Below are 21,976 nucleotides of genomic sequence, written 5' to 3' on the forward strand. Positions count from 1 at the left end.
CCGTCTCAGCCGGACTTCTGGGTCACACCGGCGGAGTCGAAGGTGGCCACGTCCTGCAGCGCCCGCGCCGCACCGGCCACCAGCGGTGCGGCCAGCAGGGCACCGGTGCCCTCGCCGAGCCGGAGGTCCAGGCCCAGCAGCGGCCGCAGGCCCAGCGCGCGCAGCGCCACGGCGTGCCCCGGTTCGGCGGAGACGTGCCCGGCCAGCGCGTGCTGCATCGCGGGGGGGCACAGGGCGGCGGCGACCAGGGCCGCGGAGCCGGCGATCACCCCGTCCAGCAGCACCGGCACCCGGGCGGCGGCTGCGCCGAGCACGAAGCCGGCCAGCGCCGCGTGCTCCAGCCCGCCCACCTCGGCGAGTGCGGCCAGCGCCCGCTCCGGCGTGGTGGGGCGTTCGCCCACCCGGGCCACCGCGCGGGTGACCACCGCGACCTTGCGGGCCAGCGTGGGGTCGTCCACGCCGGTGCCGCGACCGGTCGCCGCAGCCGGGTCCGCGCCGGTGAACGCGCAGATCAGCGCGGCAGAAGCGGTGGTGTTGGTGATGCCCATGTCGCCGGTGACCAGGCAGCCGTGGTCGGCGGCGAGGGCCAGCGCGACCTCGATGCCCACCTCGACGGCCCGCCGGGCCTCCTCGACGGTCATCGCCGGGCCGACGGCCAGGTCGGCGGTGCCGTACCGGACCTTGCGGGACAGCAGCCGGTCGGTCGGCTCCACCGCGTAGGACGTCGCCACCCCCACGTCGACAACCACCACGTCGGCGCCGAGCTGGGCGGCGAAGGCGTTGACCACGGCGCCGCCGCGGGCGAAGTTGGCCACCATCTGGGCGGTCACCTCCTGCGGCCACGGCGTGACGCGCTGGGCGTGCACCCCGTGGTCGGCGGCGAACACGGCCACCGCGACGGGGGTCGGCAGCGGGGCGGGGCACTCGCCGGCGATGCCGGCCAGCTGCGCGGCGACGTCCTCGAGCACGCCGAGCGACCCCGGAGGCTTGGTCATCCGGGCCAGCCGTTCCCGCGCGGCCCGCTCGGCGGCGGCGTCGCGCGGCCGGACGGCGGCGATCGTGTCGCCCAGCGGGGTCCCGGGGAAGGGCCTCGGGTCGGTGGTCACGTGCCCTCCTCGGGTGCGGCGTGGTCGGGCATCCGGTCAAGGATCTCAGCCAGCGCCGCGGCGAACGCACGGGAGGTGGCCGGATCCCGGACGGCGACCCGCAGGTGGTCGCCGGACAGGCCGGGAAAGGTGTCCCCGCGGCGCACCGCCCAACCGCGCTGCCGCAGCCGCTCGCGCACCGCCGGCCCGCCGGGGACGCGGAGCAGCACGAAGGACGACGCCGGATCGCCGACCACCTGCACCCGGCGGGGCAGCGCGGCGACCAGCGCGGCCCGGTGCTCCGCCGTCCGCCGGGCCACCGCGTCGGCCTCGGCCCGGGCGTCGCCGGTGCTGCAGGCGACGAGGGCGGCCAGCGCCGGGGTGGACACCGGCCAGTGCGGCTGCTGGGCGGCCAGGGCTGCGACGAGGTCGGCCGGGCCCAGCGCGTAGCCGACCCGCAGGCCGGCCAGCCCCCAGGTCTTGGTCAGCGAGCGCACCACCAGCAGGCCGGGCAGGTCGCTCCGGGCCGCCAGGGACGCCGGCTCGCCGGGCACGGTGTCGGCGAACGCCTCGTCGACGACGAGGACCCGGCCGGGACGGGCGAGCGCGGCCACGGCCCCGGCGGGGTGCAGCACGGAGGTGGGATTGGTCGGGTTGCCGAGCACCACCAGATCCGCGTCCTCCGGAACGGCGGCCGGATCGAGCCGGTAGCCCCCCGCCGCGGCCAGCAGCAGCCGCTGCACCGGGTGCCCGGCCGCCCGCAGCGCCGCTTCAGGCTCGGTGAACGAGGGGTGCACCAGCACGGCCCGCCGCGGGCGCAGGGCCCGGGCCAGCAGGGTGAACACCTCCGCGGCGCCGGCGGCGAGCAGCACGTCGGTCTCCGGCCGGCCGTGCGCGGCGGCCACCGCCGCCCGGGCCGGCGCGGGGTCGGGATAGCCGGTGCTGGCGTCCAGCGCGGCGTGCAGGACCGCGCGCAGCCAGGGCGGCGGAGCGTCCGGGCGCACGTTGACCGCGAGATCGACCAGGCCGGGGCCCAGCTCCCGGTCGCCGTGGTGCCGGAGGTCGACGTCGCCGTCCCCGTCGTGCTGCTCGTCGGGCCGGTGGGCCACGGCCACCGTCACCCGGCCGTGCACGGTCTTGCCCACCAGCAGCCGGCCGCCGCCCAGCAGCGCGGCCGCCTCGGCGACCGACGGCGTGCCGACGGCGCCGGCCACCCGGGCCGAGGGCGCCGGCACCGGAACGGCGGCCAGCGCGGCGGCAGGGTGGCCGGTCAGCGGCCAGCCGCGGTGCTCGGCGGCCTCCCGCATCCCGGGCTCGGCGGCGCGGGCGTCGAGGGTGGCCAGGACGACCGGGGCGGCGTCCGCCGGCAGCACGGCGTCGACCGCGGCGAGGACCTCCGCCGCGGCCACCCCGGTCGACGCGCCGAGGCCCACGGTGATCATGCGCGCACCCCGGGCTGCTGGGGCAGGGCGGCCAGCAGCGCGGCGGCGTCCCGGGGCAGCGCGCCGGTGGGCAGCAGCCCGAGCTCGCGCAGCCGGGCACCGACGACGAGCGCCCAGGGGCGGTCGAGCCGGGCCGGGGCGAGCAGCGCGTCGTCGCCCAGGACGTCGTCCGGCCGGCCCTGCACCACCCGCCCGCCGACGACGACCGCCACCTCGTCGGCCCAGCGCAGCGCCAGGTCCACGTCGTGGGTGCTCATCAGCACCGTGGAGTCGGCGTCCTGCAACCGGGCCAGCGCGGCGAGGGTCTCGGTGACCGCCGAGGGGTCCAGCCCGGCGGTCGGCTCGTCGAGCAGCAGCACGCACGGTCGCATCGCCACCGCGCCGGCGATGGTGACCCGCTTGCGCTCGCCGTAGGACAGCTGGTGGGTGGGCCGGCCGGCGAGGTGCGCGACGGCGAGCAGGTCCAGGGCCTCGGCGACCCGGGCACGCACCTCGTCCTCGGGCAGCCCCAGGTTGACCGGACCGAACGAGACATCCTGGGCGACGGAGGCGCTGAACAGCTGGTCGTCGGGGTCCTGCAGCACCAGCTGGACCGCCTGGCGGTGCGCGCGCAGGCCCGCCCGGGTGTGCCGCAGCTCCGCGCCGTCCAGGGTGACCCGGCCGCGACCCGGCCGCAGCGACCCGGACAGGCAGCGCAGCAGCGTCGTCTTCCCCGAGCCGTTCGCGCCCAGCAGCGCCAGCCGGCGGCCGGCCGGCACGGTCAGGCAGGCGCCGTCCAGCACCGGGCCGCCGCGGTCGAAGCCGACGGTGAGGCCCTCGGCGGCCAGCGTCAGGTGACTCACAGCGCCTCCTCGCTGGCGCTCGTCGGCGGTGATCGCCACGGCGCTGTGCGCATCGATGAGCTCGCGAGCTCGCTCATGGCGCCTCCTCGCTGGCGCTCGTCGGCGGTGATCGCCACGGCGCTGTGCACATCGATGAGCTCGCGAGCTCGCTCATGCGACGGCCAGGGTGACCGCGACCAGCGCGGCCAGCCCGGCGACGGTCGCGGCGACGAAGGGCCGGGACGACGGCAGCGCCTCGGGCAGCACCCGCAGCCCGGTCTCCATGCCCCGGCCGGCCAGCCCGTCCTGCAGCCGGCGGGCGCGGTCCCAGGAGCGGGTGAGCACCGCGGCGGCCAGCACCCCCGAGGAGCGGTAGGAGCGGCGGACCGTCGAGTGGCCCATCCGCGCGGTCTGCGCCTCCCGGATGGTGGTCAGGCTGGTCAGCAGCACGAACAGCAGCCGGTAGACCACCGACGCGACCTCCACCACCGCGGCCGGAACCCGCAGCCGGCGCAGCTCGGGCAGCAGGTCCGACATCGGGGTGGTGGTGGCCAGCAGCAGCACCGCGGCGCTGCCGGCCAGCCCGTGCCCGACCAGCGCGCCGGCCCGCGCGGCGGCGTCCGGCGCCCAGCCGAGCCCGCCACCGCCCACCTCCACCACCGCGGTGACCGCACCGATCGCGATGAACGCCAGCGGCAGCCGCACCGCCCGGCCGAACGTGCGCGCCGGCACCCGGGCCGGCCCCAGCGCGAGCGCAACGGCGGCGAGGCCGACCAGCAGGGTGCCCGGCCACACCGGCAGCACCAGCGCGCCGACCACCAGCCCCACCGAGAGCAGCAGCTTGTCGGCGGGGGAGCGCGTCCGCCAGGCGCTGCCCCAGGCGGCGTCGTCGATCGCCAGCCCGCTCATGCCCGGTCCGGCTCCGGTTGCCCCGTCGTCCGCCCCGTCGTCTGCTCGGCCGTCCGCCGGCCGCGCAACCGGCCCAGCACGTAGCCGAGCGCCACGCCGCCGAGCGCGGCCTGCAGCGCGAACAGACCGGACTCGATCTCGGTGGAACCGGGGGAGAACACCGACTCGAACCACGGCTCGTAGTCGGGGGCGGACTCCTGGACCACCTCGGTCGCCCGGCTGTCGGTGCCGGCGTACTCGGAGCTCCCGCCGTCCAGCAGCAGCGGAACGGCGAACAGCGCGACCACGGCGAGCACCAGCAGCGCCGTCGTCAGGTGCCGCCGCCTCACCGCTGTCCCTCCTCGTCGTCCGTCCCCCGTGCTTTTTCGGGCTCGAGTACGCGCGCTTTTTCGGGCTCAAGTACAGGAGTAGGCGTGAGGACGCCGAGGCGTTCCAGCTCGGGGCGGGCGTTGACGGTGAGCACCCGGAACAGCAGGACGCCGAGCAGCCCCTCGCCGATCGCCAGCGGTATCTGCGTGACGGCGAAGACGCCCAGGAATTTCGCCGCCGCGCCGGCGAGGCCGCTCTCCGTGTCGGGGAAGGCCAGCGCCAGTTGCAGCGCCGTGGTGATGTAGGTGGCGAGGTCGGCGACGGCCATCCCGGCGAAGACCCCGCCGAGCAGCCCGCCACCGCAGCGGCGGGTCAGCCGGTAGGCGGCGTACCCGGCCCACGGCCCGACGACGGCGAAGGAGAACGCGTTCGCGCCCAGCGTGGTCAGCCCGCCGTGGGCCAGCAGCAGCGCCTGGAACAGCAGGACGACGGTGCCCAGTAGCGCCATCACCGGCGGCCGGAACAGGATCGCGCCCGCCCCGGTGCCGGTCGGATGGCTGGAGCTGCCGGTCACCGAGGGCAGTTTGATCGCGCTGAGCACGAACGTGAACGCCCCGGCGGCGCCGAGCAGCAGCGTCGACTCCGGCCGCTCGCGGACCTCCTTGCCCACTGCCCGGGCCCCGTGCACCACGAACGGTGCGGCGGCGATCGTCCAGCCCACGGCGTGGACCGGTGGCAGGAAACCTTCAGCGATGTGCACTGAGTACCTCCACGTGGGCGGCTGCGGCGACGAACCGGGCGGCCATCGTCGGGGACCCGGCCCAGTTCAGGTGCAGGTAGCTGGCGTGCACGGAGCCCGAGACGAACCCTTCCGGCCCGTCGACGTTCCACTGCCAGGCGGGCGAGCCGCCGGCGGGGGGCGCGGCGGTGGTCCGGTGGAACTCGTGGCCGCGCACCCGGGTGCCGGCCGGGGCCAGCACGCTGTCGGTGCGGGCCACCGCCGATCGGTAGCCCAGGGTGAGCCGCGGGTGCATGGCGGTCGCGGTGTCCAGCACGCCGCACATCGGCTTCCCGTCCAGCTCGCGGGAGAGGTACAGCAACCCGGCGCACTCGGCGGCCACCGGGCCTCCGGCCTCGGCCAGCGCGGCGATCGCCGTCCGCAGGCCGCTGTTGGCGCTCAGCGCGCCGGCGTGCACCTCGGGGAAGCCCCCGCCGACCACGAGCGCCCGGGTGCCCTCGGGGAGGGCGTCGTCCCGGAGCGGGTCGACGGTGACCACCTCCGCGCCGGCGGCGGTGAGCAGCTCGGTGTTCTCGGCGTAGCCGAAGGTGAAGGCCGGCCCGCCGGCGACGGCGACGACCGGGCGGCCGGGCGTGCGCTCGACCTCGGCGGCCGGGTTCCAGGGGTCGCCGGGCAGGTCGGGGGCGGAGCGGGCCAGCCGGAGGACGGCGTCCAGGTCGACGCCGGCCTCCACCGCGGCAGCCAGCGCGCGCACCGTCTGCACCGCCTCGGCCGACCGCTCGGCGGCCGGCACCAGGCCGAGGTGCCGGGACGGGGTGTGCAGCGCCTCGATGCGGCGCACCGCGCCGAGCACCGGGACGCCGGCCGCGCCCAGCGCCTCGCGCAGGATTGCCTCGTGCCGGTCGCTGCCGACCCGGTTGAGGACCACCCCGCCCAGCCGCACCGACGGGTCGAAGGTGGCGAAGCCGTGCACCAGCGCGGCGACGCTGCGGGCCTGGGACGCCGCGTCCACGACCAGCACGACGGGCGCCCGGAGGTGCGCAGCGACCTGGGCGGTGGAGCCGTAGCCGGGTTCGACGCTGGGGTGCGCAGCCCCGTCGAACAGGCCCATCACGCCCTCGACCACCGCGACGTCGGCCGTCGTCGGGGTGCGGGCGCCGTGCAGGAACAGCGGCACGATCCGCTCGTCGCCGGTGAGCCAGCAGTCGAGGTTGCGGCCGGGGCGGCCGGCGGCCAGGCCGTGGTAGCCGGGGTCGATGTAGTCGGGACCCACCTTGTGCGGGCTCACGGTGAGGCCGCGGGCGGTCAGCGCGGCGATCAGCCCGGTGGCGATCGACGTCTTACCGGCGTTCGACGACGGCGCGGCCAGCACGACCCGCGGGATCCTCATCGCCTGGCCCCGCATTCCACCAAAATGGCCATTTTGGTGGTCGGGGTGGTCGGGGTGGTCGGGGTGGTCGGGAGGGTCACCACTCGATCCCCCGCTGGCCCTTCTGGCCGGCGTCCATCGGGTGCTTGACCTTGGTCATCTCGACCACCAGGTCCGCGGCCCCGATCAGCGCCGGGTGGGCGTCGCGCCCGGTGATGACGACGTGCTGGCTGCCCGGCCGGCTCGTCAGCGTGTCGACGACGTCCGCGACATCGACCCAGCCCCACTTCATCGGGTAGGTGAACTCGTCGAGCACGTAGAAGCGGTGCGCCTGCGCGGCCAGGTCGCGCTTGATCTGCGCCCAGCCCTCGGCGGCGTCCGCGGCGTGGTCGGTCTCCTCGCCGGACTTGCGGGACCACGACCAGCCCGAGCCCATCTTGTGCCAGACCACCGGCCCGCCCTCGCCGGTCTCGGCGTGCAGCCGGCCCAGCGCGGTCAGCGCGTTCTCCTCGCCGACCTTCCACTTGGCGCTCTTGACGAACTGGTAGACCGCGACCGACCAGCCCTGGTTCCAGGCCCGCATCGCCATGCCGAAGGCAGCGGTGGACTTGCCCTTCATCTCACCGGTGTGCACGGCGAGCAGCGGCCGGTTGCGCCGCTGGCGGGTGGTCAGCCCGTCGGCGGGGACGGCGGTCACCTGGCCCTGCGGCACTAGTCCTCCTCGCTGGCGCTCGTCGGCCGACTGCCGGGCGCTGCGCTGATGGATGAGCTCGCACGCTCGTTCATCACGCAGCCCGCCTCTCCCGGACGACGCCGGACAACGTTTCCGCACCCAGTTCCCCGAGCCGCAGGGTCTGCCCACCGAGCACCACCCCCAGCGCACCGGCCAGACCCAGCCGCACCGGTCCGGACTCGCAGTCGACGACGACGCTCGCCGTACCCGCGGCGGCCAGCAGCCCGGCGGCGCGCTGCGCGTCGGCCACGTGGGCGCCGCCGCGCGATCCGGTCGCCCGGCCGTCGGTGACGACCACGAGCAGCGGCCGGCGCTGCGGGTCCCGGACCCGCTCCACCCGGAGCACCTCGTGCGCCCGCAGCAGCCCGGCGGCCAGCGGTGTGCGCCCGCCGGTGGGCAGGCTGGTGAGCCGGGCCGCGGCTGCCTCCACCGACCAGGTCGGTGGCAGTGCCAGCTCGGCCATGTCGCCGCGGAAGGTGACCAGCCCGACCTTGTCCCGGCGCTGGTAGGCGTCCAGCAGCAGGGACAGCACGGCGCCCTTGACCGCGGCCATCCGCGACCGGGCGCCCATCGAGCCGCTGGCGTCGACGACGAACAGCACGAGGTTGCCCTCCCGGCCCTCGAGCGTGGCCTGCCGCAGGTCCTCCCGCCGAATGCGCAACCCCGGGCCGCTGCGCCCGCGCCCCCGCTGGTGCGGTGCGGCGGCCAGCACGGTGTCGCTCAGGTGCAGCTTCGTGACGACGCCGTCCGGGTGCCGGGAGCCGACCACCCGGCCGCGCTCGCTGCGGGCCCGGGACCGCCGGCCGGCCGCGCCGGCGCCGATCCCGGGGACCTCGAGCCGGCGGGTGCGGAACGGCGCGTCGGGGGCGACGGCGGCCTTCTCCGGCGCGGGTGCGGCGTCGGTGTGCCCGCCGCCCTCGCCGCGCGGCGCCGTCGTCGGCTCCCTGCTCGGCGGGCCTTCGTCGCGACTTCGGCCCTCCTGCGAGCCCTCCGAGGGGCCATTGTCGCGACTTTGGCCCCCAGACGGCCCCCCGGAAGGCTCCCCGGAGGGGCCATTGTCGCGACTTTGGCCCCCCGAGGGGTCGCCGCCGTCGGTCGGGGGTCCGTCGTCGGGGGAGTCGGGGGAGTCGGGGCCGTCGTCGTCGGGGCGGGCGTCGGCGAGCGCCTGCTCCAGGGTCTCGTCGTCCAGGCCGGGGGCGTCGAAGGGATTCCGGCGACGGCGGTGCGGCAGGGCGAGGCGGGCAGCCACCCGGACGTCGTCCTCGGTGACCGCCAGACGGCCGGCCCAGGCGGCGTGCGCGATCGCGGCGCGGGCGGTGACCAGGTCGGCGCGCAGGCCGTCGACGTCGAAGGCCGCGCAGACGCTGGTCACCTGCTGCAGCGCGGCGTCGGAGAGCACCACGTGCGGCAGCCGGGCCCGGGCCCCGGCGATCCGGTCGGCGAGCTCCGATTCCGACGCCGCCCACTGCGCCCGGTAGCCATCGGGGTCGGCGTCCGCGGCGAACCGGCGGCGCACCACCTCGGCGCGCAGCGCGGTGTCCCGGGGGGCGGCGACCTCCACCGTCAGCCCGAAGCGGTCCAGCAGTTGGGGGCGGAGCTCACCCTCCTCGGGGTTCATCGTCCCGACCAGCAGGAACCGGGCGGCGTGCCGCACCGAAACGCCCTCCCGCTCGACGTAGGCGGTGCCCATCGCCGCGGCGTCCAGCAGCAGGTCGACCAGGTGGTCGTGCAGCAGGTTGACCTCGTCGACGTACAGGACGCCGCGGTTCGCCGCGGCCAGCAGGCCGGGCTCGAACGCCTTCACGCCCTCGGTGAGCGCGCGCTCGAGGTCCAGCGCGCCGACGACGCGGTCCTCCGAGGCGCCCACCGGGAGCTCCACCAGCCGCGCCGGACGGCGCACCGACGGCTCCTCGGCGGAGTGCGGGCCGTCCGGGCAGCCCGGGTCGGGCGCGGCGGGGTCGCAGCCGAACCGGCAGCCGGTGACGGCGTCCACCGGGGGTAGGACGGCGGCCAGGGCGCGCACCGCGGTGGACTTCGCCGTCCCCTTCTCCCCGCGCACCAGCACCCCGCCGACGGCGGGGGACACGGCATTGAGCAGCAGGGCCAGGCGGAGATCGTCCATGCCGACCACGGCGCTGAAGGGAAAGGTCACGAGCGGAACTCGAGCACGACGGGTCCTCTCCCCGGGTGTCCACGCCCGGAGATCGCAGGGACGACGGCTGGAGTCTCCTGGCTCCCGGATCGACGTCCGGCCCCGACCTTCCCGCCCCGGAGGGCAGTGGCCGCGCATGGGATCGGACTCCCCGGTCACAGTGGCGGGACCGCGCCGGAATCGCACCGGGCTTCCTCCACTGCCGTCGCAGTTCGCCGCCCATCAGACCACGACACCCCAGGGGAGAACAGGGCCGGGGCGACTTGACGGAGTGGAAAGTGATGGCCCACACTTTCCGACATGGAAAGAGAAGGGCCCACGACCGGCCCCGCCGCCGCGGCTGCCGACCTCGCCGCGCTGCGGGTCGCCCGGACGGCGATGGCCGACCGGGCGATGCAGCCCTGGTGGTACGACACGTTGCTGGGGCTGCTGGTGTTCGGGCTGGTCGGGTCGTACTCGTTCGACTCGTGGGTCACGGTCGTGGCCCTGGCGGTCGCCGCCGCCGGGACCTGGTTCCTGGTCTCGGCGTACAAGCGGATCACCGGCTTCTGGGTGAACGGGCTGCGGCCCGGGAGGACCCAGCGCGCCATCCGGGTCTGGGTCGTCGGGTACGTCGTCGTCCTGGCCTCGGCCGCCGGCGCCGAGTACCTGCTGGACGTGCGGTACGCGATGGTGACCGGCGGGGCGGTCCTCGGCGTGGGCATCGCGCTGATCAGCCGCTGGTGGACCCGCATCTACGTCGCCGAGCTCCGCGGCGAGCTGTGAAGGCGACGGGCGAGTGAGCATCGCAGGGAGCGCCGGCGACCGAGGAGCGGAGCGAGGCCGGAGCCGAACCGGAGACGCTGTGACCACGGTCGAACCGCACTTCGACGCGGTCGTCCACGCCCCGCCCCGGCTCCAGGTCTGCGGCCTGCTGGCAGCCGTCGACTCGATGGATTTCGCCATCGTGCGGGACGCCGTGGGGGTCAGCGACTCGGTGCTCTCCAAGCACGTCAAGCACCTCGAGGAGGCCGGCTACGTGAAGGTCCGCAAGGCCACCATCACGTCGCGGGTGCGCACCAGCCTGTCGCTCACCGCGTCGGGCCGGGCGGCCTTCGCCGCCCACGTGGCCGAGCTCCGCCGGATCACCGGTTGACGGCCCCGCTGCCCCCCTGGAAGGACCCCGTTCCCCCCACGCTTCGCAGGCTCAGCGCGGGCCCCTGAACGGGGCCTCCGGGCTCGCGGCGGGGCCCTGGAGGGTGGCCGGCTCCCGACGGCAGCGGCCTCACGGCGGCGTCGGCGCGCCTACCCTGGAGCGGGTCCGCTGAGCCGAACGAGGGAGTCGACGCTGTCCGAGGACGCAGCTGCCGCGACGAGCACGAGCGCTGAGGACGCCGTGCTCCTCTTCGTCGGCGGCCCCCTGGACGGGCGGGTGGAGATCCGCGAGGCCCGCCACGGTGCGCCGCTGCCGACGATCACCCACGTGCACCTGCACGAGGGCCCCAAGGTCGTGCACCGCTACGACCTGCGGCCGTTGGCCGAGGGGGCCGGGGTCTACCACCTGCGACCCCGGGTGCGGACGGTGCAGGACGAGCCGGCGGTCGACTGACGGCCCCGCTGCAGGGGCCCGCCGTGAGCCTGCGAGCGGTGGGGGGCAGCAGGGTCCTTTTCAGCCCTGCACGCGGCGGACCGCGGCGACCACCTCGTCGAAGCGGGCCCGGCTCAGTGTGGCGCCCTCCCGGCGGACGTCGGCCGGGTCGAGCCGCAGCACCCGGTCCACCCGCGCCTCGCTCGGCCGGCCCTGCCGGTCCCAGGCGCCGGTGCCCACGTCCACCCAGTACCGGCCGTGCCGAGCCTCGTCCGCGGCATCCAGGTCGTGGTCCTGGCTGCTGAGCATCAGCCCGAGCAGGTCCGCTCCGTCGCGGGCGACGACCAGGACCGGTCGGTCCTTGCCGCGGCCGTCGTCCTCCTCGAAGGGCACCCAGGCCCAGACGACCTCGCCGGGGTCGGGCCGGCCGTCGTCACGCGGCCGGTAGTCGAAGTCGATCCCGCCGGGAGCGGTGCCCGGCTGCGACGCCTCCGGGCGGGGTGGGTGGATCGTCGGGGTGCCCCGCCGCGGTCCCGGGGGAGTCGTGGCGGCGGCCCGCCGGCGTGGTGCGGGATCGGCGCGCCGCAGCGACCGGGTGCCCTCCCGCAGCGCCATCGACGCCAGCCGACCCAGTACGCCCCGCCACCCACCGGTCGCCATGCCCGGACGGTAGGCCACCGCGGCCGCGAGTGGCGTCGATGTGGCCCTGACCTGGCGTGATTCCACTCCGCTGTCGGCGCGTCGCTGGACGTAAGCTGACACGGGTGTGATTCTTGGGGCTGAAGGGACGGTTTCCGGGACGAATCCGTCACACCCGCGGTTGGAAGTGCCGGGGGTGGGACACACTCGTCGTGGCGATTCGACCACCAGTCGCCGCGGGGGAAAGAGCTCGACATGACCACAGCCCAGCCGACTCGACCGGTGACGGTTCCGCCCGCGGTGCGGGCCAGCGCCCTGGCCGCCTGGCAACTCGTCGAGGACGCCCGCAACCGGGCTCCGGAACGCCGCCGGCGGGGCAGCATGCGCAGCCGGGTCCTGGTGCAGCGCGCGGTGGCCGACCGCCGCGCCGAGCGGGCCCGCCAGACGGGCTGACCCGCCTCCCCGGCCCTGCTCAGGTCAGGCAGAGCTCGTTGCCCTCCGGATCGGCCATGGTCACCCAGCGGTAGGGGCCCTGCCGGCCCTCGTGCAGCACCGTGGCACCGCGGGCGGTCAGCCGGGCCACCTCCGCCGCGACGTGTTCCGCGCCGACCCGGACGTCGAGGTGCACCCGGTTCTTGATCGTCTTGGGTTCGGGGACCAGCTGGAACAGCAGCCGGGGTGCGCCCCCGGTGGGATGCCGGATCGCCGCGCCCTCCACCCAGACCAGCTCGCCGCCGTGCCGCATGGTGTCGCTGTCGCGGGCGTGCCCCTGCTCGACCATCGAGTGGATGAACGCCTCGTCGCTGGGTTCGCGCTCCCAGCCGAGCGCCTCGGCCCACCAGTCGGCGAGCGGATGCGGCGCGGTGGAGTCGATGGTGACCTGGAACGTGTGTGCCATGCCGGAACGCTAGGACACCGCACCGACATCAGGCCCCGTCCCGGGGCCCGCCGCGCGCCGGCGAGCGGTGCGGGGACGGGGCCCGTCCTCAGAGGCCCTCGGCCAGCTCCGCGCGCATCACCGCGTCGTCCGGCAGCGGGGCGGGGAGCTTGCAGTGGTCGCGGAACACCTGGCTGATCGGCGCGAACGCCGCGCGGTCGACCCTCCGCTCGGGATCCCACAGCCCCGAGCGCATGACCGCCCGCGCGCACTGGAAGAACGCCCGCTCGACCTGCACGAGGGCCACCGAGCGGGGCGCCCGGCCGAACTCGGTGAGGTCGACGTCGAGGTCCTCGGGGGCGACCAGGGTGGTCGTGCCGAACACCCGCAGCGTCTCCTCGATCCCCGGCACGAAGAACAGCAGCGCGACGCGGGGGTTGGCGGCCAGGTTGCGCAGGCTGTCGACCCGGTTGTTGCCCGGCCGGTCCGGCAGCGCCAGCCGGTGCTCGTCGAGCACGCGTGCGAACCCCGGGTCGCCGCCGCGGGGGGAGACGTCGGGCCAGCCGTCGGCGGTGGCGGTGGACAGCGTGGCGAAGGGCGACAGCTCGATGAACGACCGGCAGTGCCGGTCCAGCCGGTCGACCACCTTGTCCACGACCATCTGGGAAGGGTCGTGGTAGGCCGCGAGCACGTCGGGGTCAGTGACTGAGTCCACGCCCGCACGGTATCCCCCGCCGGTCACCGGGCGGCCCGGCCGGCGGCGAGCACCGGCAGATCCGCCGGCGGCCCGGACTCGATGAGCCGCCAGAGCGCGTCGGTGTCGGCGTGCTCGGCGATCAGGTCGCCGAGGGCGTCCAGCCGGGCCTCCCGGACGGCACCGAAGTCGGTGTCGGGAGCGACGACGAACCGCCGGCCGGCTCCCCGGGCCACCTCGCTGAGGAAGGCGCGGCGGAAGCCGTCGTCCTCGAACGCCCCGTGCCACGTCGTCCCCCACACCGACCCGGCGCGCGCGCCGTCGAGGAACCGCTCGGCGTCGTCGTCGACGGCGACCACCCCGTGGTGGATCTCGTAGCCCCGCACCGTCTGCCCCAGCGCGGTCCCGACCGGGCGGCCCAGCGTCTTCGCCCGGTGGAAGCGGACGTCGGCGGGCAGCAGGCCCAGCCCGGGGACGACGCCGGCCCGGGACTCGACGTCGTCGGTGAGGGTCCGGGCCAGCATCTGGTGCCCGCCGCAGATGCCCAGCACGGGCCGGCCCTCGGCGGCCCGCCGCAGCACCGCGTCGGCCAGCCCGGTGGCGCGCAGCCAGGCCAGGTCGGCGACCGTGGAGCGGGTGCCGGGCAGCACGACCAGGTCGGCGTCGGCGAGCTCCTCGGGCCGGGTGGCGTACCGGAGCAGCACGCCGGGCTCGGCGGCCAGCGCGTCCAGGTCGGTGAAGTTGGACAGCCGCGGGAGCCGGGCGACCGACACCCGCAGCACGTCCTCGCCGTGCGGCGGGCCGGCCGGGGCCCGCACGGCGTCGACGCCCAGCGAGTCCTCGACGTCCAGCTCGAGCCCGGTGCGCCAGGGCAGCACGCCCAGGGTCGGGCGGCCGGTGAGCGCGGCGAGCTGGTCGAGCCCCGGGGTGAGCAACCGGACGTCGCCGCGGAACTTGTTGACCAGGAAGCCGGCGACCAGCGCCTGGTCCGCCGGGGGCATCAGCGCGACGGTGCCGTAGAGGGCGGCGAACACCCCGCCGCGGTCGATGTCACCGACCACGACGACCGGCAGCCGGGCAGCGGTGGCCAGGCCCATGTTGGCGATGTCGTCGGCCCGCAGGTTGATCTCGGTGGGGGAGCCGGCGCCTTCGCAGACGACGACGTCGAAGCGGGACCGCAGGTCGGCCAGGCAGCCGAGCACCTGCTCGAGCAGGGCGGCCTTCAGCGGCCGGTAGGACAGCGCGGTGACGTCGGCGACCGGCCGGCCCAGGACGACGACCTGGCTGGAGTTCTCGCCGCCGGGCTTCAGCAGCACCGGGTTCATCGCCGCCTCGGGCTCCACCCGGGCGGCGGCGGCCTGCATTCCCTGGGCCCGGCCGATCTCGGCGCCGTCTGCGGTCACCATCGAGTTGTTGCTCATGTTCTGCGCCTTGAACGGAGCCACGCGCACGCCCTCGCGCGCCAGCCAGCGGCAGATCCCGGCGGTGACGACGGACTTGCCGGCGTCCGAGGTGGTGCCGGCGACCAGCAGTGCGCCGGTCGGGGCCTGCCTCACCAGCCGTCCTTCTCCTGACCGGACAGCTCGGCGATCGCCTCCATGATCCGGTCGGTGACCTCCCGGCGGGCCTTGCCCTTGCCGGCCTGGCCGGCGTGCTCGGGAAAGGTCAGCGGGGACCCGAAGGTGATGGAGACCCGGTGCGGCCGGGGCCAGCTGGCGCCCACCGGCTGCATCCTGTCGGTCCCGGCGACCGCGACCGGCACGACCGGGCAGCCGGCCGTCAGCGCCAGCCAGGCCACTCCGGTCTTGCCGCGGGCCAGGCGGCCGTCCTTCGAGCGGGTGCCCTCCGGGTAGATGCCGAAGGCGCCGCCCTCGCGGAGCACGCCCAGCGCGGTGTCCAGCGCGGCCTGTGCGGCCCGGTGCGTGCCCCGCTCCACCGGCAGCGCGCCCAGCGCGGTGAACAGCGCCCGCTGCAGCCATCCGCTCACGCCCGTGCCCTGCCAGTACTCCACCTTGGCCAGGTAGCCGACCCGGCGCGGCGCCACCAGCGGGATCGCGATGCTGTCGATGAAGGACAGGTGGTTGCTGGCCAGCATCACCGGCCCGGTCGGCGGCACGTTCTCCCGGCCGGTCACGGTCGGCCGGCAGGTGATCCAGAACAGCGGTCGCAGCACGAACCGGACCAACAGGTAGAACACGCTCCGACCTCCTCGCCACCCGGCCCTGGCGCCGTCGCGTCGTGCTCCGGTGCCGGGCGGTGCCGGAATCCTCTCCGATCGGCGTCCGGCGGGGACGGGCGGGGCGGACGGTCAGACGTGCGGCGACCCCGGCGGGCAGGCGTCGTGCAGGATCGCGCGGACGTCGTCGGGCAGCGGGTTGCCGCCGCTCGCCGAGGTGATGATCGCTCCGGCGACGTCGCGGACCTTGCGGTGCGTGTGGCTGGAGATGTGCGCCAGCAGGTCGAAGGCGACCTGGTCGCCGCAGCCCATGAGGAGCATCAGGATGCCCTTGGCCTGTTCGATGGCGGCCCGGCTGGACATCGCCTGGCGCAGCTGCTCGACCTCCGTCTCCAGGACGCGGACCTGCTCGTCCGGGGTCGCGGGTTCGGCCGGCCGACCGTCGGTGACGTCGACCAGCATCCCGCAGAGCGCGGTGGTGCCCCCGCCGGGCGCGGTCTCCGGCTCGCCGACCAGGACGACCGTCCGGAGCGGGCCGTCGGGGTGGGCCACGCGGTGCTCGACGACGAACGGGGCGCCGGTGGTGCACGAGTCGGCCAGCGCCTGTCGCACCCGCGGTCGGTCGTCCCGGTGGACGGCCTGGAGCAGCAGATCGGCCGTGGGCGGCGTCGACGCGGGCGGCAGGCCGAGGATGGCGTAGGTCTCCGGCGACCACCACCACCGGCCGGTGGTGACGTCGTAGCGGTACCGGCCCGCCGCTGCGGTGCTCGGCGGCGCCGCTGGCCGGGCCGACCGGCCGGGCCCCGGGGCAGGGCCTCGGGAGAGGGAGGCGGTGCGCCGGACGGTAGAGGTGTTGGACATCGGGAGGACCGCTCTCTCCAGGTGCGTCGGGGTGCCCTCGACGGGTGGCGGCCGCCGGTGTCTCGACGTCGCCCCGCCGGCTCGCGAGGAGCCGACCACTTCGGTGCCCGGCAACCTACTCCCGCCGGGCCGGGAACCGCACGTCCGGCCGGAGCGCCGGTCAGACGACGGTCGGGGCGGCCGGTGGCCGTGGCCGGCCGTCCCCGCGCAGTCGCGCCGCGAGGGTCGCCAGCAGCTCCGCCGCCGACCGCAGCTCGGCCGGGGGACGGGTGAACGGGAGGCGCAGGTGGTCGTCGAAGGAGTGCCCGGTGCCGAACGCGCGGCCCTCGGCCAGCAGCAGGCCGGACTGCGCCGCCGCCGCGGTGAGCCCCGCGGAGCTGAGCCCGGCAGGCAGGGCGCACCACAGCGACAGGCCGCCGGCCGGCGGGTGGACCCGCCAGTCGGGCAGCACCGCGGCCACGTCGGCCAGCAGCGCGTCACGCTGGGTGCGCAGCTGCCGGCGGCGGTCGTCGAGCACGGCGTCGAGGTCGCGGACCAGCAGGGTGGCGGCCAGCTGGTCGAGCACCCCGACGGAGAGCTGGCGGCGGGACAGCGTGGTGGCCAGCCGGGCGGCCAGCGCGGCATCGGTGCGCAGCCACCCGATTCGCAGCCCACCCCAGACCGCCTTGCTCAGCCCGCCGACGGTGACCGTGGCGGCGTCGGGCACCCCGGCGGCGTAGGGCGGTAGGGCCCCGTCGTCCAGGTACAGCTCGGCGGCCACCTCGTCGACCACGGTGACCACGCCCTGCTGCCACAGCGTGGCGGCCAGCCGGCGCCGCCCGGCCGCCGACAGCCGGGCGCCGGTGGGGTTGGCGAAGTCGGGCACCAGGTAGGCCAGCCGGGGAGCGCTCTGCCGGGCGGCGAGGTGGGCGGCCTGGACCAGGGCGTCGGGGCGGGTGGCGTCCACGGCGACCGGGACGGGTCGCCCGCCGGCGCCCTCCACGACGCGCAGCGCGCCCGGGTAGGTCGGGTGCTCGACGAGCACGCGGTCGCCGGGCTGCAGCAGCGCTTCGGCGACCACCGAGCCGGCGTCCCCGACCCCCGCGGTGATGACGACCTGGTCGGGGTCGGTCGGCAGTCCGCGGGCGGTGAAGCGGTCGGCCACCGCCGCGCGCAGCTCGGGCAGCCCGGTGTGGAAGTAGCCGTGCCCGCCGGTCGTCGCCGGCAGCTGTGCCAGCGCGGCGCGGTAGGCGACCTCGAGCTGGGGCGCCGCTGCCGGGGCGGCGTGGGCGAGATCGATCCCGGCGCTCCCCGGGCGACCGAACCAAGGGGCCGGGGTGGCCTCGCGCGGTGCGTCGGTGACCGTGCCGGAGCCGTGTCGGGTCCGCGCCCACCCCTCCTCGCGCAGCACCCGGTAGGCCGAGGCGACGGTCACCCGGCTGGTCGCGAGGGCGGTGGCCAGGTCGCGCTCGGCGGGCAGCCGGGTGCCCGGCGGGAGCTGCCCGGCCGAGACCAGGTCGCGGATGCGGCGCGCCAGCGTGGCGTAGCGCGGGGCGCCGAGGTCGGCGACCGGCCCGACCAGAGTGGCCAGCTCGTGCGCCGGAGTGGACTGCTCCATGGTCGGTGGCATGCAGTCCACCATGCCGTAGTGGCCTGGTATCGACCAGCACTGATGGTGCCACTGTTCGGGTGTGACTCCTGGTGGTGCGTCCGTCGTCCTGGTCCTCCTTCTCCTGGCCATCGGTGCCCTGGCCGCGCAAACCCTGCGGGTCACCCGCCGGGGCGGCCTCGGCCCGGCCGATCCGCCGGCCAGCCATGCCTCGGTCGATCCGGCCGGCTTCCCGGTGCTGCCGGAACCCCGTGGCGCCCTGCGTCGGCGCCCGGCTCAGCCCCGGCGGGCCAGCTGGGCGGCGACGGCGAGGGCCGCGGCCGCCGTCCACACCGACCGGGAGAGCCGGCCGGCCCGGCGGATGTCGCCGCGCACCGGCGGCCGGCCGTCCCCCAGGGCCGGGCGCTCCTCCACCCGGCTGCCGTAGACGTTCCGGCCACCCAGCCGGACGCCGAGGGCGCCGGCCAGCGCGGCCTCGCAGCGGCCGGCGTTGGGGCTGGGGTGAGCCGCGCCGTCGCGCCGCCAGGTGCGCCAGGCGCCGCCCGCCGAGCCGCCGGCCAGCGGCGCGACCAGCACGGTGAGCGCCGCGGTCAGCCGCGCCGGGAACCAGTTGAGGACGTCGTCCAGCCGGGCCGCCGCCCAGCCGAACCGCGCGTACCGGGCCGACCGGTACCCCACCATGGCGTCGAGGGTGTTGGCCGCCCGGTACGCCAGCAGGCCCGGAACCCCGGCGACCGCGCCCCAGAACAGCGGGGCCACGGCGGCGTCGGAGGTGTTCTCCGCGACCGACTCGACGGTGGCCCGGACCAGGTCGGGCTCGGCCAGGCCGCGGGGGTCGCGGCCGGCCAGGGTCGGCAGGTGCGCGCGGGCCGCCGGCAGGTTCCCGGCCTCGAGGTGGGCGGCCATCCCGGTCGCGGCGCGGCCGAGGGAGGTGCCGCCGAGCACCGCCCAGGTGGCCGCCGCGGTGAGCGCCGTCCGGGCCAGCGGCCGGCCCGCGGTGAGCCGCTGCGCCGCCGTCCCCAGCCCCGCCGCCGCCCCGACGCAGCCGGCGGCGTACGCGGCCCCGGCCAGCCGGGAGTTCCGCCAGACCCGCCGCTCCAGGGCGCCGGCGGCGGCGCCGAAGCCGGCGACGGGATGGCCACGGCGCGGGTCGGCGAGCAGCAGGTCGGCCGCGGCGCCGAGGGCCAGGCCCGCGGCGCCGGCGGAGGACATGGCGGCCACTGTAGGGACGCGTCCCTAGGATCGACGGTCATGCGCCTCCCCGGCCGTTACGACGGCGTCGCCCGGCCGATCGTCACGTACGGCTCGGACCCCGTCCTGCACCACCCGTGCGCGCCGGTGACGGTCTTCGACCGCGGGCTGCGGCACCTGGTGCTGGACATGTTCGCCAGCATGGCCGCCGCCGACGGGGTGGGGCTCGCGGCCAACCAGATCGGCGTCGACGCCCGCGTCTTCGTCATCGACTGCCCGGACGCCGAGGGCGAGGACGTCGTCGGCTACGCGGTCAACCCCACGCTCACCGTCCTGGAGCCGGGCGAGGGGGAGCCGGCCGTGGAGTTGACCGAGGAGGGCTGCCTGTCCGTGCCCGGGCCGTACGCCGAGCTGGAGCGTGCCTTCCGGGCCCGGGTGGACGGCGTGGACGTGCACGGCGACCCGGTGTCGATCGAGGCCACCGGGATGGCTGCCCGCTGCCTGCAGCACGAGGTCGACCACCTCGAGGGCATCGTCTACGTGGACCGGCTGGACGAGCCGGTGCGGGAACGGCTGCTGGCCGAGGCGGCCGGCCCGGAGGGCGAGCTGCCGGCGTGACGACGCCCGAGGGAGCATCGCAGCGAGCGCCAGCGAGCGAGGAGCGGATCGAGGTCGGAGTCGCGCCCATGGACGCGGCGTGACGACGCCCGAGGGCTGGACCGTGACCGTCGTCGGCATCGGCGCCGACGGCTGGGACGGGCTCTCCCCGCGAGGCCGGCGGGCCATCGTGGCGGCGGAGGTGCTGCGGGGCAGCGCCCGGCAACTGGCCCTCCTCCCGGCCGACGTGGTCGCCGAGCGGGTGCCGTGGCCCTCGCCGCTGGTGCCGGCCCTCCGGGCGCTGCCCACCGAGCACCCCGGCCGGCGCGTGGTGGTGCTGGCCAGCGGTGATCCGATGCTCTCCGGGATCGGGGGTTCGCTGGTGCGGCTGTTCGGCCCGGCCGCGGTCGAGGTGGTGCCGCACCCGTCGTCGGTGACGCTCGCCTGCGCCCGGCTCGGCTGGGCCGTCGAGGACACCACGGTGGTGGCCGACGTCGGCCGGCCGATCGAGCTGCTCACCCCGCACGCCACCCCGGGACGGCGGCTGCTGGTGCTCGGCTCGGACACCGGCACGCCGGCGCTGGTGGCCGGGCTGCTGCGATCCGGCGGGTACGGCGGGAGCCGCATCGTGGCGCTGGCCCAGCTGGGCGGCCCGGCGGAGCGCTCGTTCACCGGCACCGCGGCGCACTGGCCGCACGCGGAGACCGACGCGCTGGTGATCACCGCGGTCGAGGTGGTCGCCGATCCGGGCACCGTGCCGCTGCCGACCGTCCCGGGGCTGCCCGACGACGCCTACGCGCACGACGGGCAGCTGACCAAGCGCGACGTCCGGGCGGTGACGCTGGCCCGGCTGGTCCCGCTGCCCGGCCAGCTGCTCTGGGACGTCGGCGCGGGCGCGGGCTCGATCGGCATCGAATGGATGCGGGTGCACCCCTCGTGCCGGGCGGTCGCCGTGGAGTCCGACCCGGTGCGGGCCGGGCGGATCGCGGCGAACGCCACCCGGCTCGGCGTCCCGGACCTGCGGGTGGTGGCGGGGCGCGCGCCCGACGCGCTCACCGGGCTGCCGCAGCCGGATGCCGTCTTCGTCGGTGGCGGCGCGACCACGCCGCTGCTGCTCGACGCCTGCTGGGCGGCCCTCGCCCCCGGCGGCCGGTTGGTGGTCAACGCGGTGACCGTGCAGAGCGAGGCCGTGCTGGCCGGGTGGCACGCGCGCTGCGGCGGGTCGCTGACCCGGCTGTCGGTCGCGCACGCCCAGCCCGTCGGCGGCTTCACCGGCTGGAGACCGGCCATGCCCGTGACCATCTGGAGCGTGGTGAGGTGAAGCTACGGACACCGTCGCCGGAGGCGACTCGGCGGCGCGCCGGCGGGCCCGAAGGGTCCCCGACGCGACGGCGGCAACGGCTCAGCGCCTCAGGGGCACGGCACCTGACCGCGGTGCGATCCGAGAGGATCGCAGAGTGGTAGTCCACTTCATCGGGGCGGGGCCGGGGGCCGCGGACCTGGTCACGGTGCGGGCGGCCCGGCTGATCGCGTCGTCCCCCGTCTGCCTGTACGCCGGTGCGCTGGTGCCGCGCGAGCTGCTGGACACCGCCCCGGCGGGCGCCCGGCTGGTGGACACCGCCGACCTCGACCTGGACCAGATCACGCACCTGCTGGTCACCGCGCACGGGACCGGGCTGGACGTCGCCCGGCTGCACTCCGGCGACCCGTCGGTCTACAGCGCCATGGCCGAGCAGATGCGCCGGCTGGATGCCGCCGGGGTGCCCTACGACGTCGTGCCCGGGGTGCCGGCGTTCGCCGCGGCAGCCGCGTCGCTCAAGCGGGAGCTGACCGTGCCGGGGGTCGCGCAGACCGTCGTCCTCACCCGGACGTCGGCGCGCTCGACCCCGATGCCGCCGGGGGAGACGCTGGCGGCGTACGCGGCCACCGGCGCCACGCTGGTGCTGCACCTGGCCGTGCAGCGGCTCGACGAGCTGGCCCCCGAGCTCGCCGCGCACTACGGCGCGGACTGCCCGGTCGCGGTGGTGGCGAAGGCCAGCCGGCCGGACGAGCTGGTGCTGCGCGGCACGCTGGCCGACATCGCCGGCCAGGTGGGCGAGGCCGGGGTCCGGCGGACGGCGGTGGTCGTGGTCGGCCGGGCGCTCAGCGCCGGACAGTTCCCGGACAGCCACCTCTACTCGACCACCCGGGAACGATGAAGGACCCCGTCGCCCCCCACCGCTCGCAG

Annotated in this window: 24 protein-coding genes and 1 riboswitch; of the genes, 7 read left to right on the plus strand and 17 right to left on the minus strand. The window is 76.5% G+C overall.

The annotated features are described in order from the left end of the window. Positions 1-5: 5 nt before the first annotated feature. The 9 genes from cobT to ACYVG5_RS11315 form a co-directional block, all read right to left on the minus strand. Complete coding sequence (gene cobT / locus ACYVG5_RS11275) at positions 6-1,106, minus strand: nicotinate-nucleotide--dimethylbenzimidazole phosphoribosyltransferase (protein WP_222047323.1); 1,101 nt, start codon at positions 1,104-1,106, stop codon at positions 6-8. Further along, a complete protein-coding gene (gene cobC / locus ACYVG5_RS11280) occupies positions 1,103-2,527 on the minus strand; it encodes an Rv2231c family pyridoxal phosphate-dependent protein CobC (RefSeq protein WP_246629968.1) in 1,425 nt (474 codons plus the stop codon). Before cobC ends, cobT begins: the two co-directional genes overlap by 4 nt. Continuing rightward, positions 2,524-3,369 carry an energy-coupling factor ABC transporter ATP-binding protein gene (locus ACYVG5_RS11285; RefSeq protein WP_222047321.1) on the minus strand — a complete coding sequence of 282 codons (846 nt, stop codon included), beginning with the start codon at positions 3,367-3,369 and terminating at the stop codon, positions 2,524-2,526. The genes cobC and ACYVG5_RS11285 overlap by 4 nt, the downstream gene beginning before the upstream one ends. A gap of 150 nt (positions 3,370-3,519) precedes the next feature. Further along, complete coding sequence (cbiQ, locus tag ACYVG5_RS11290; protein WP_222047319.1) at positions 3,520-4,257, minus strand: cobalt ECF transporter T component CbiQ; 738 nt, start codon at positions 4,255-4,257, stop codon at positions 3,520-3,522. After that, the gene (locus ACYVG5_RS11295) at positions 4,254-4,586 is read right to left on the minus strand and encodes an energy-coupling factor ABC transporter substrate-binding protein (RefSeq protein ID WP_222047317.1); all 333 of its coding nucleotides are present in this window, start codon (positions 4,584-4,586) and stop codon (positions 4,254-4,256) included. Before ACYVG5_RS11295 ends, cbiQ begins: the two co-directional genes overlap by 4 nt. Beyond that, complete coding sequence (locus ACYVG5_RS11300) at positions 4,583-5,326, minus strand: energy-coupling factor ABC transporter permease (protein ID WP_222047315.1); 744 nt, start codon at positions 5,324-5,326, stop codon at positions 4,583-4,585. The genes ACYVG5_RS11295 and ACYVG5_RS11300 overlap by 4 nt, the downstream gene beginning before the upstream one ends. After that, complete coding sequence (locus ACYVG5_RS11305) at positions 5,313-6,695, minus strand: cobyrinate a,c-diamide synthase (protein WP_222047313.1); 1,383 nt, start codon at positions 6,693-6,695, stop codon at positions 5,313-5,315. The genes ACYVG5_RS11300 and ACYVG5_RS11305 overlap by 14 nt, the downstream gene beginning before the upstream one ends. A gap of 76 nt (positions 6,696-6,771) precedes the next feature. After that, a complete protein-coding gene (gene cobO / locus ACYVG5_RS11310; protein ID WP_222047311.1) occupies positions 6,772-7,386 on the minus strand; it encodes a cob(I)yrinic acid a,c-diamide adenosyltransferase in 615 nt (204 codons plus the stop codon). A 73-nt stretch (positions 7,387-7,459) separates the two neighbouring features. Further along, complete coding sequence (locus tag ACYVG5_RS11315) at positions 7,460-9,559, minus strand: putative cobaltochelatase (protein WP_222047309.1); 2,100 nt, start codon at positions 9,557-9,559, stop codon at positions 7,460-7,462. A gap of 71 nt (positions 9,560-9,630) precedes the next feature. Beyond that, positions 9,631-9,755, minus strand: a riboswitch (cobalamin riboswitch). 104 nt (positions 9,756-9,859) lie between these two features. Between ACYVG5_RS11315 and ACYVG5_RS11320 the strand changes: the two genes are divergently transcribed. From ACYVG5_RS11320 to ACYVG5_RS11330, 3 genes are all read left to right on the plus strand, one after another. Beyond that, complete coding sequence (locus ACYVG5_RS11320) at positions 9,860-10,324, plus strand: hypothetical protein (RefSeq protein WP_222047308.1); 465 nt, start codon at positions 9,860-9,862, stop codon at positions 10,322-10,324. A 79-nt stretch (positions 10,325-10,403) separates the two neighbouring features. Continuing rightward, entirely contained in the window at positions 10,404-10,694 is a 291-nt protein-coding gene (locus ACYVG5_RS11325; RefSeq protein WP_222047306.1) for a transcriptional regulator, read from the plus strand. A 240-nt stretch (positions 10,695-10,934) separates the two neighbouring features. Next, positions 10,935-11,147 carry a hypothetical protein gene (locus ACYVG5_RS11330; RefSeq protein ID WP_222047303.1) on the plus strand — a complete coding sequence of 71 codons (213 nt, stop codon included), beginning with the start codon at positions 10,935-10,937 and terminating at the stop codon, positions 11,145-11,147. 60 nt (positions 11,148-11,207) lie between these two features. Here ACYVG5_RS11330 and ACYVG5_RS11335 read toward each other — a convergent pair whose 3' ends face one another. Next, positions 11,208-11,786 (minus strand): type II toxin-antitoxin system PemK/MazF family toxin, encoded by a 579-nt coding sequence (locus tag ACYVG5_RS11335; RefSeq protein WP_222047301.1) that lies wholly within the window; start codon positions 11,784-11,786, stop codon positions 11,208-11,210. A 234-nt stretch (positions 11,787-12,020) separates the two neighbouring features. Here ACYVG5_RS11335 and ACYVG5_RS11340 point away from each other — a divergent pair, with 234 nt between their 5' ends. Next, a complete protein-coding gene (locus ACYVG5_RS11340) occupies positions 12,021-12,218 on the plus strand; it encodes a hypothetical protein (RefSeq protein ID WP_222047299.1) in 198 nt (65 codons plus the stop codon). Positions 12,219-12,237: 19 nt separating this feature from the next. Here the strand turns inward: ACYVG5_RS11340 and ACYVG5_RS11345 are convergent, their stop codons facing one another. From ACYVG5_RS11345 to ACYVG5_RS11375, 7 genes are all read right to left on the minus strand, one after another. Further along, positions 12,238-12,663, minus strand: coding sequence for a VOC family protein (locus ACYVG5_RS11345; protein ID WP_222047297.1), 426 nt, complete (start codon positions 12,661-12,663; stop codon positions 12,238-12,240). A gap of 88 nt (positions 12,664-12,751) precedes the next feature. Continuing rightward, positions 12,752-13,357 (minus strand): MSMEG_1061 family FMN-dependent PPOX-type flavoprotein, encoded by a 606-nt coding sequence (locus ACYVG5_RS11350; RefSeq protein ID WP_460683185.1) that lies wholly within the window; start codon positions 13,355-13,357, stop codon positions 12,752-12,754. A gap of 23 nt (positions 13,358-13,380) precedes the next feature. Continuing rightward, complete coding sequence (locus ACYVG5_RS11355) at positions 13,381-14,892, minus strand: cobyric acid synthase (RefSeq protein ID WP_222047294.1); 1,512 nt, start codon at positions 14,890-14,892, stop codon at positions 13,381-13,383. Beyond that, positions 14,889-15,533 (minus strand): lysophospholipid acyltransferase family protein, encoded by a 645-nt coding sequence (locus ACYVG5_RS11360; protein WP_222047292.1) that lies wholly within the window; start codon positions 15,531-15,533, stop codon positions 14,889-14,891. Before ACYVG5_RS11360 ends, ACYVG5_RS11355 begins: the two co-directional genes overlap by 4 nt. A 111-nt stretch (positions 15,534-15,644) precedes the next feature. Next, complete coding sequence (locus ACYVG5_RS11365) at positions 15,645-16,373, minus strand: PAS and ANTAR domain-containing protein (RefSeq protein WP_460683186.1); 729 nt, start codon at positions 16,371-16,373, stop codon at positions 15,645-15,647. A 160-nt stretch (positions 16,374-16,533) separates the two neighbouring features. After that, a complete protein-coding gene (yczR, locus tag ACYVG5_RS11370) occupies positions 16,534-17,982 on the minus strand; it encodes a MocR-like transcription factor YczR (RefSeq protein ID WP_222047287.1) in 1,449 nt (482 codons plus the stop codon). Between the two features lie 255 nt (positions 17,983-18,237). After that, complete coding sequence (locus ACYVG5_RS11375; RefSeq protein ID WP_460683187.1) at positions 18,238-19,173, minus strand: cobalamin biosynthesis protein; 936 nt, start codon at positions 19,171-19,173, stop codon at positions 18,238-18,240. 39 nt (positions 19,174-19,212) lie between these two features. On the opposite strand from ACYVG5_RS11375, the gene def reads away from it, so the two are divergent. The 3 genes from def to cobM all read left to right on the plus strand — a co-directional run bounded on the left by def (position 19,213) and on the right by cobM (position 21,947). After that, positions 19,213-19,770 (plus strand): peptide deformylase, encoded by a 558-nt coding sequence (gene def / locus ACYVG5_RS11380; RefSeq protein ID WP_222047283.1) that lies wholly within the window; start codon positions 19,213-19,215, stop codon positions 19,768-19,770. 79 nt (positions 19,771-19,849) lie between these two features. Then, positions 19,850-21,070: a precorrin-6y C5,15-methyltransferase (decarboxylating) subunit CbiE gene (gene cbiE / locus ACYVG5_RS11385; RefSeq protein WP_222047280.1), complete on the plus strand. Its 1,221-nt coding sequence runs from the start codon at positions 19,850-19,852 to the stop codon at positions 21,068-21,070. A gap of 136 nt (positions 21,071-21,206) precedes the next feature. Continuing rightward, positions 21,207-21,947 carry a precorrin-4 C(11)-methyltransferase gene (cobM, locus tag ACYVG5_RS11390; protein WP_222047278.1) on the plus strand — a complete coding sequence of 247 codons (741 nt, stop codon included), beginning with the start codon at positions 21,207-21,209 and terminating at the stop codon, positions 21,945-21,947. Positions 21,948-21,976 lie beyond the last annotated feature (29 nt).

The sequence above is a fragment of the Modestobacter lapidis genome (genome assembly GCF_054780755.1).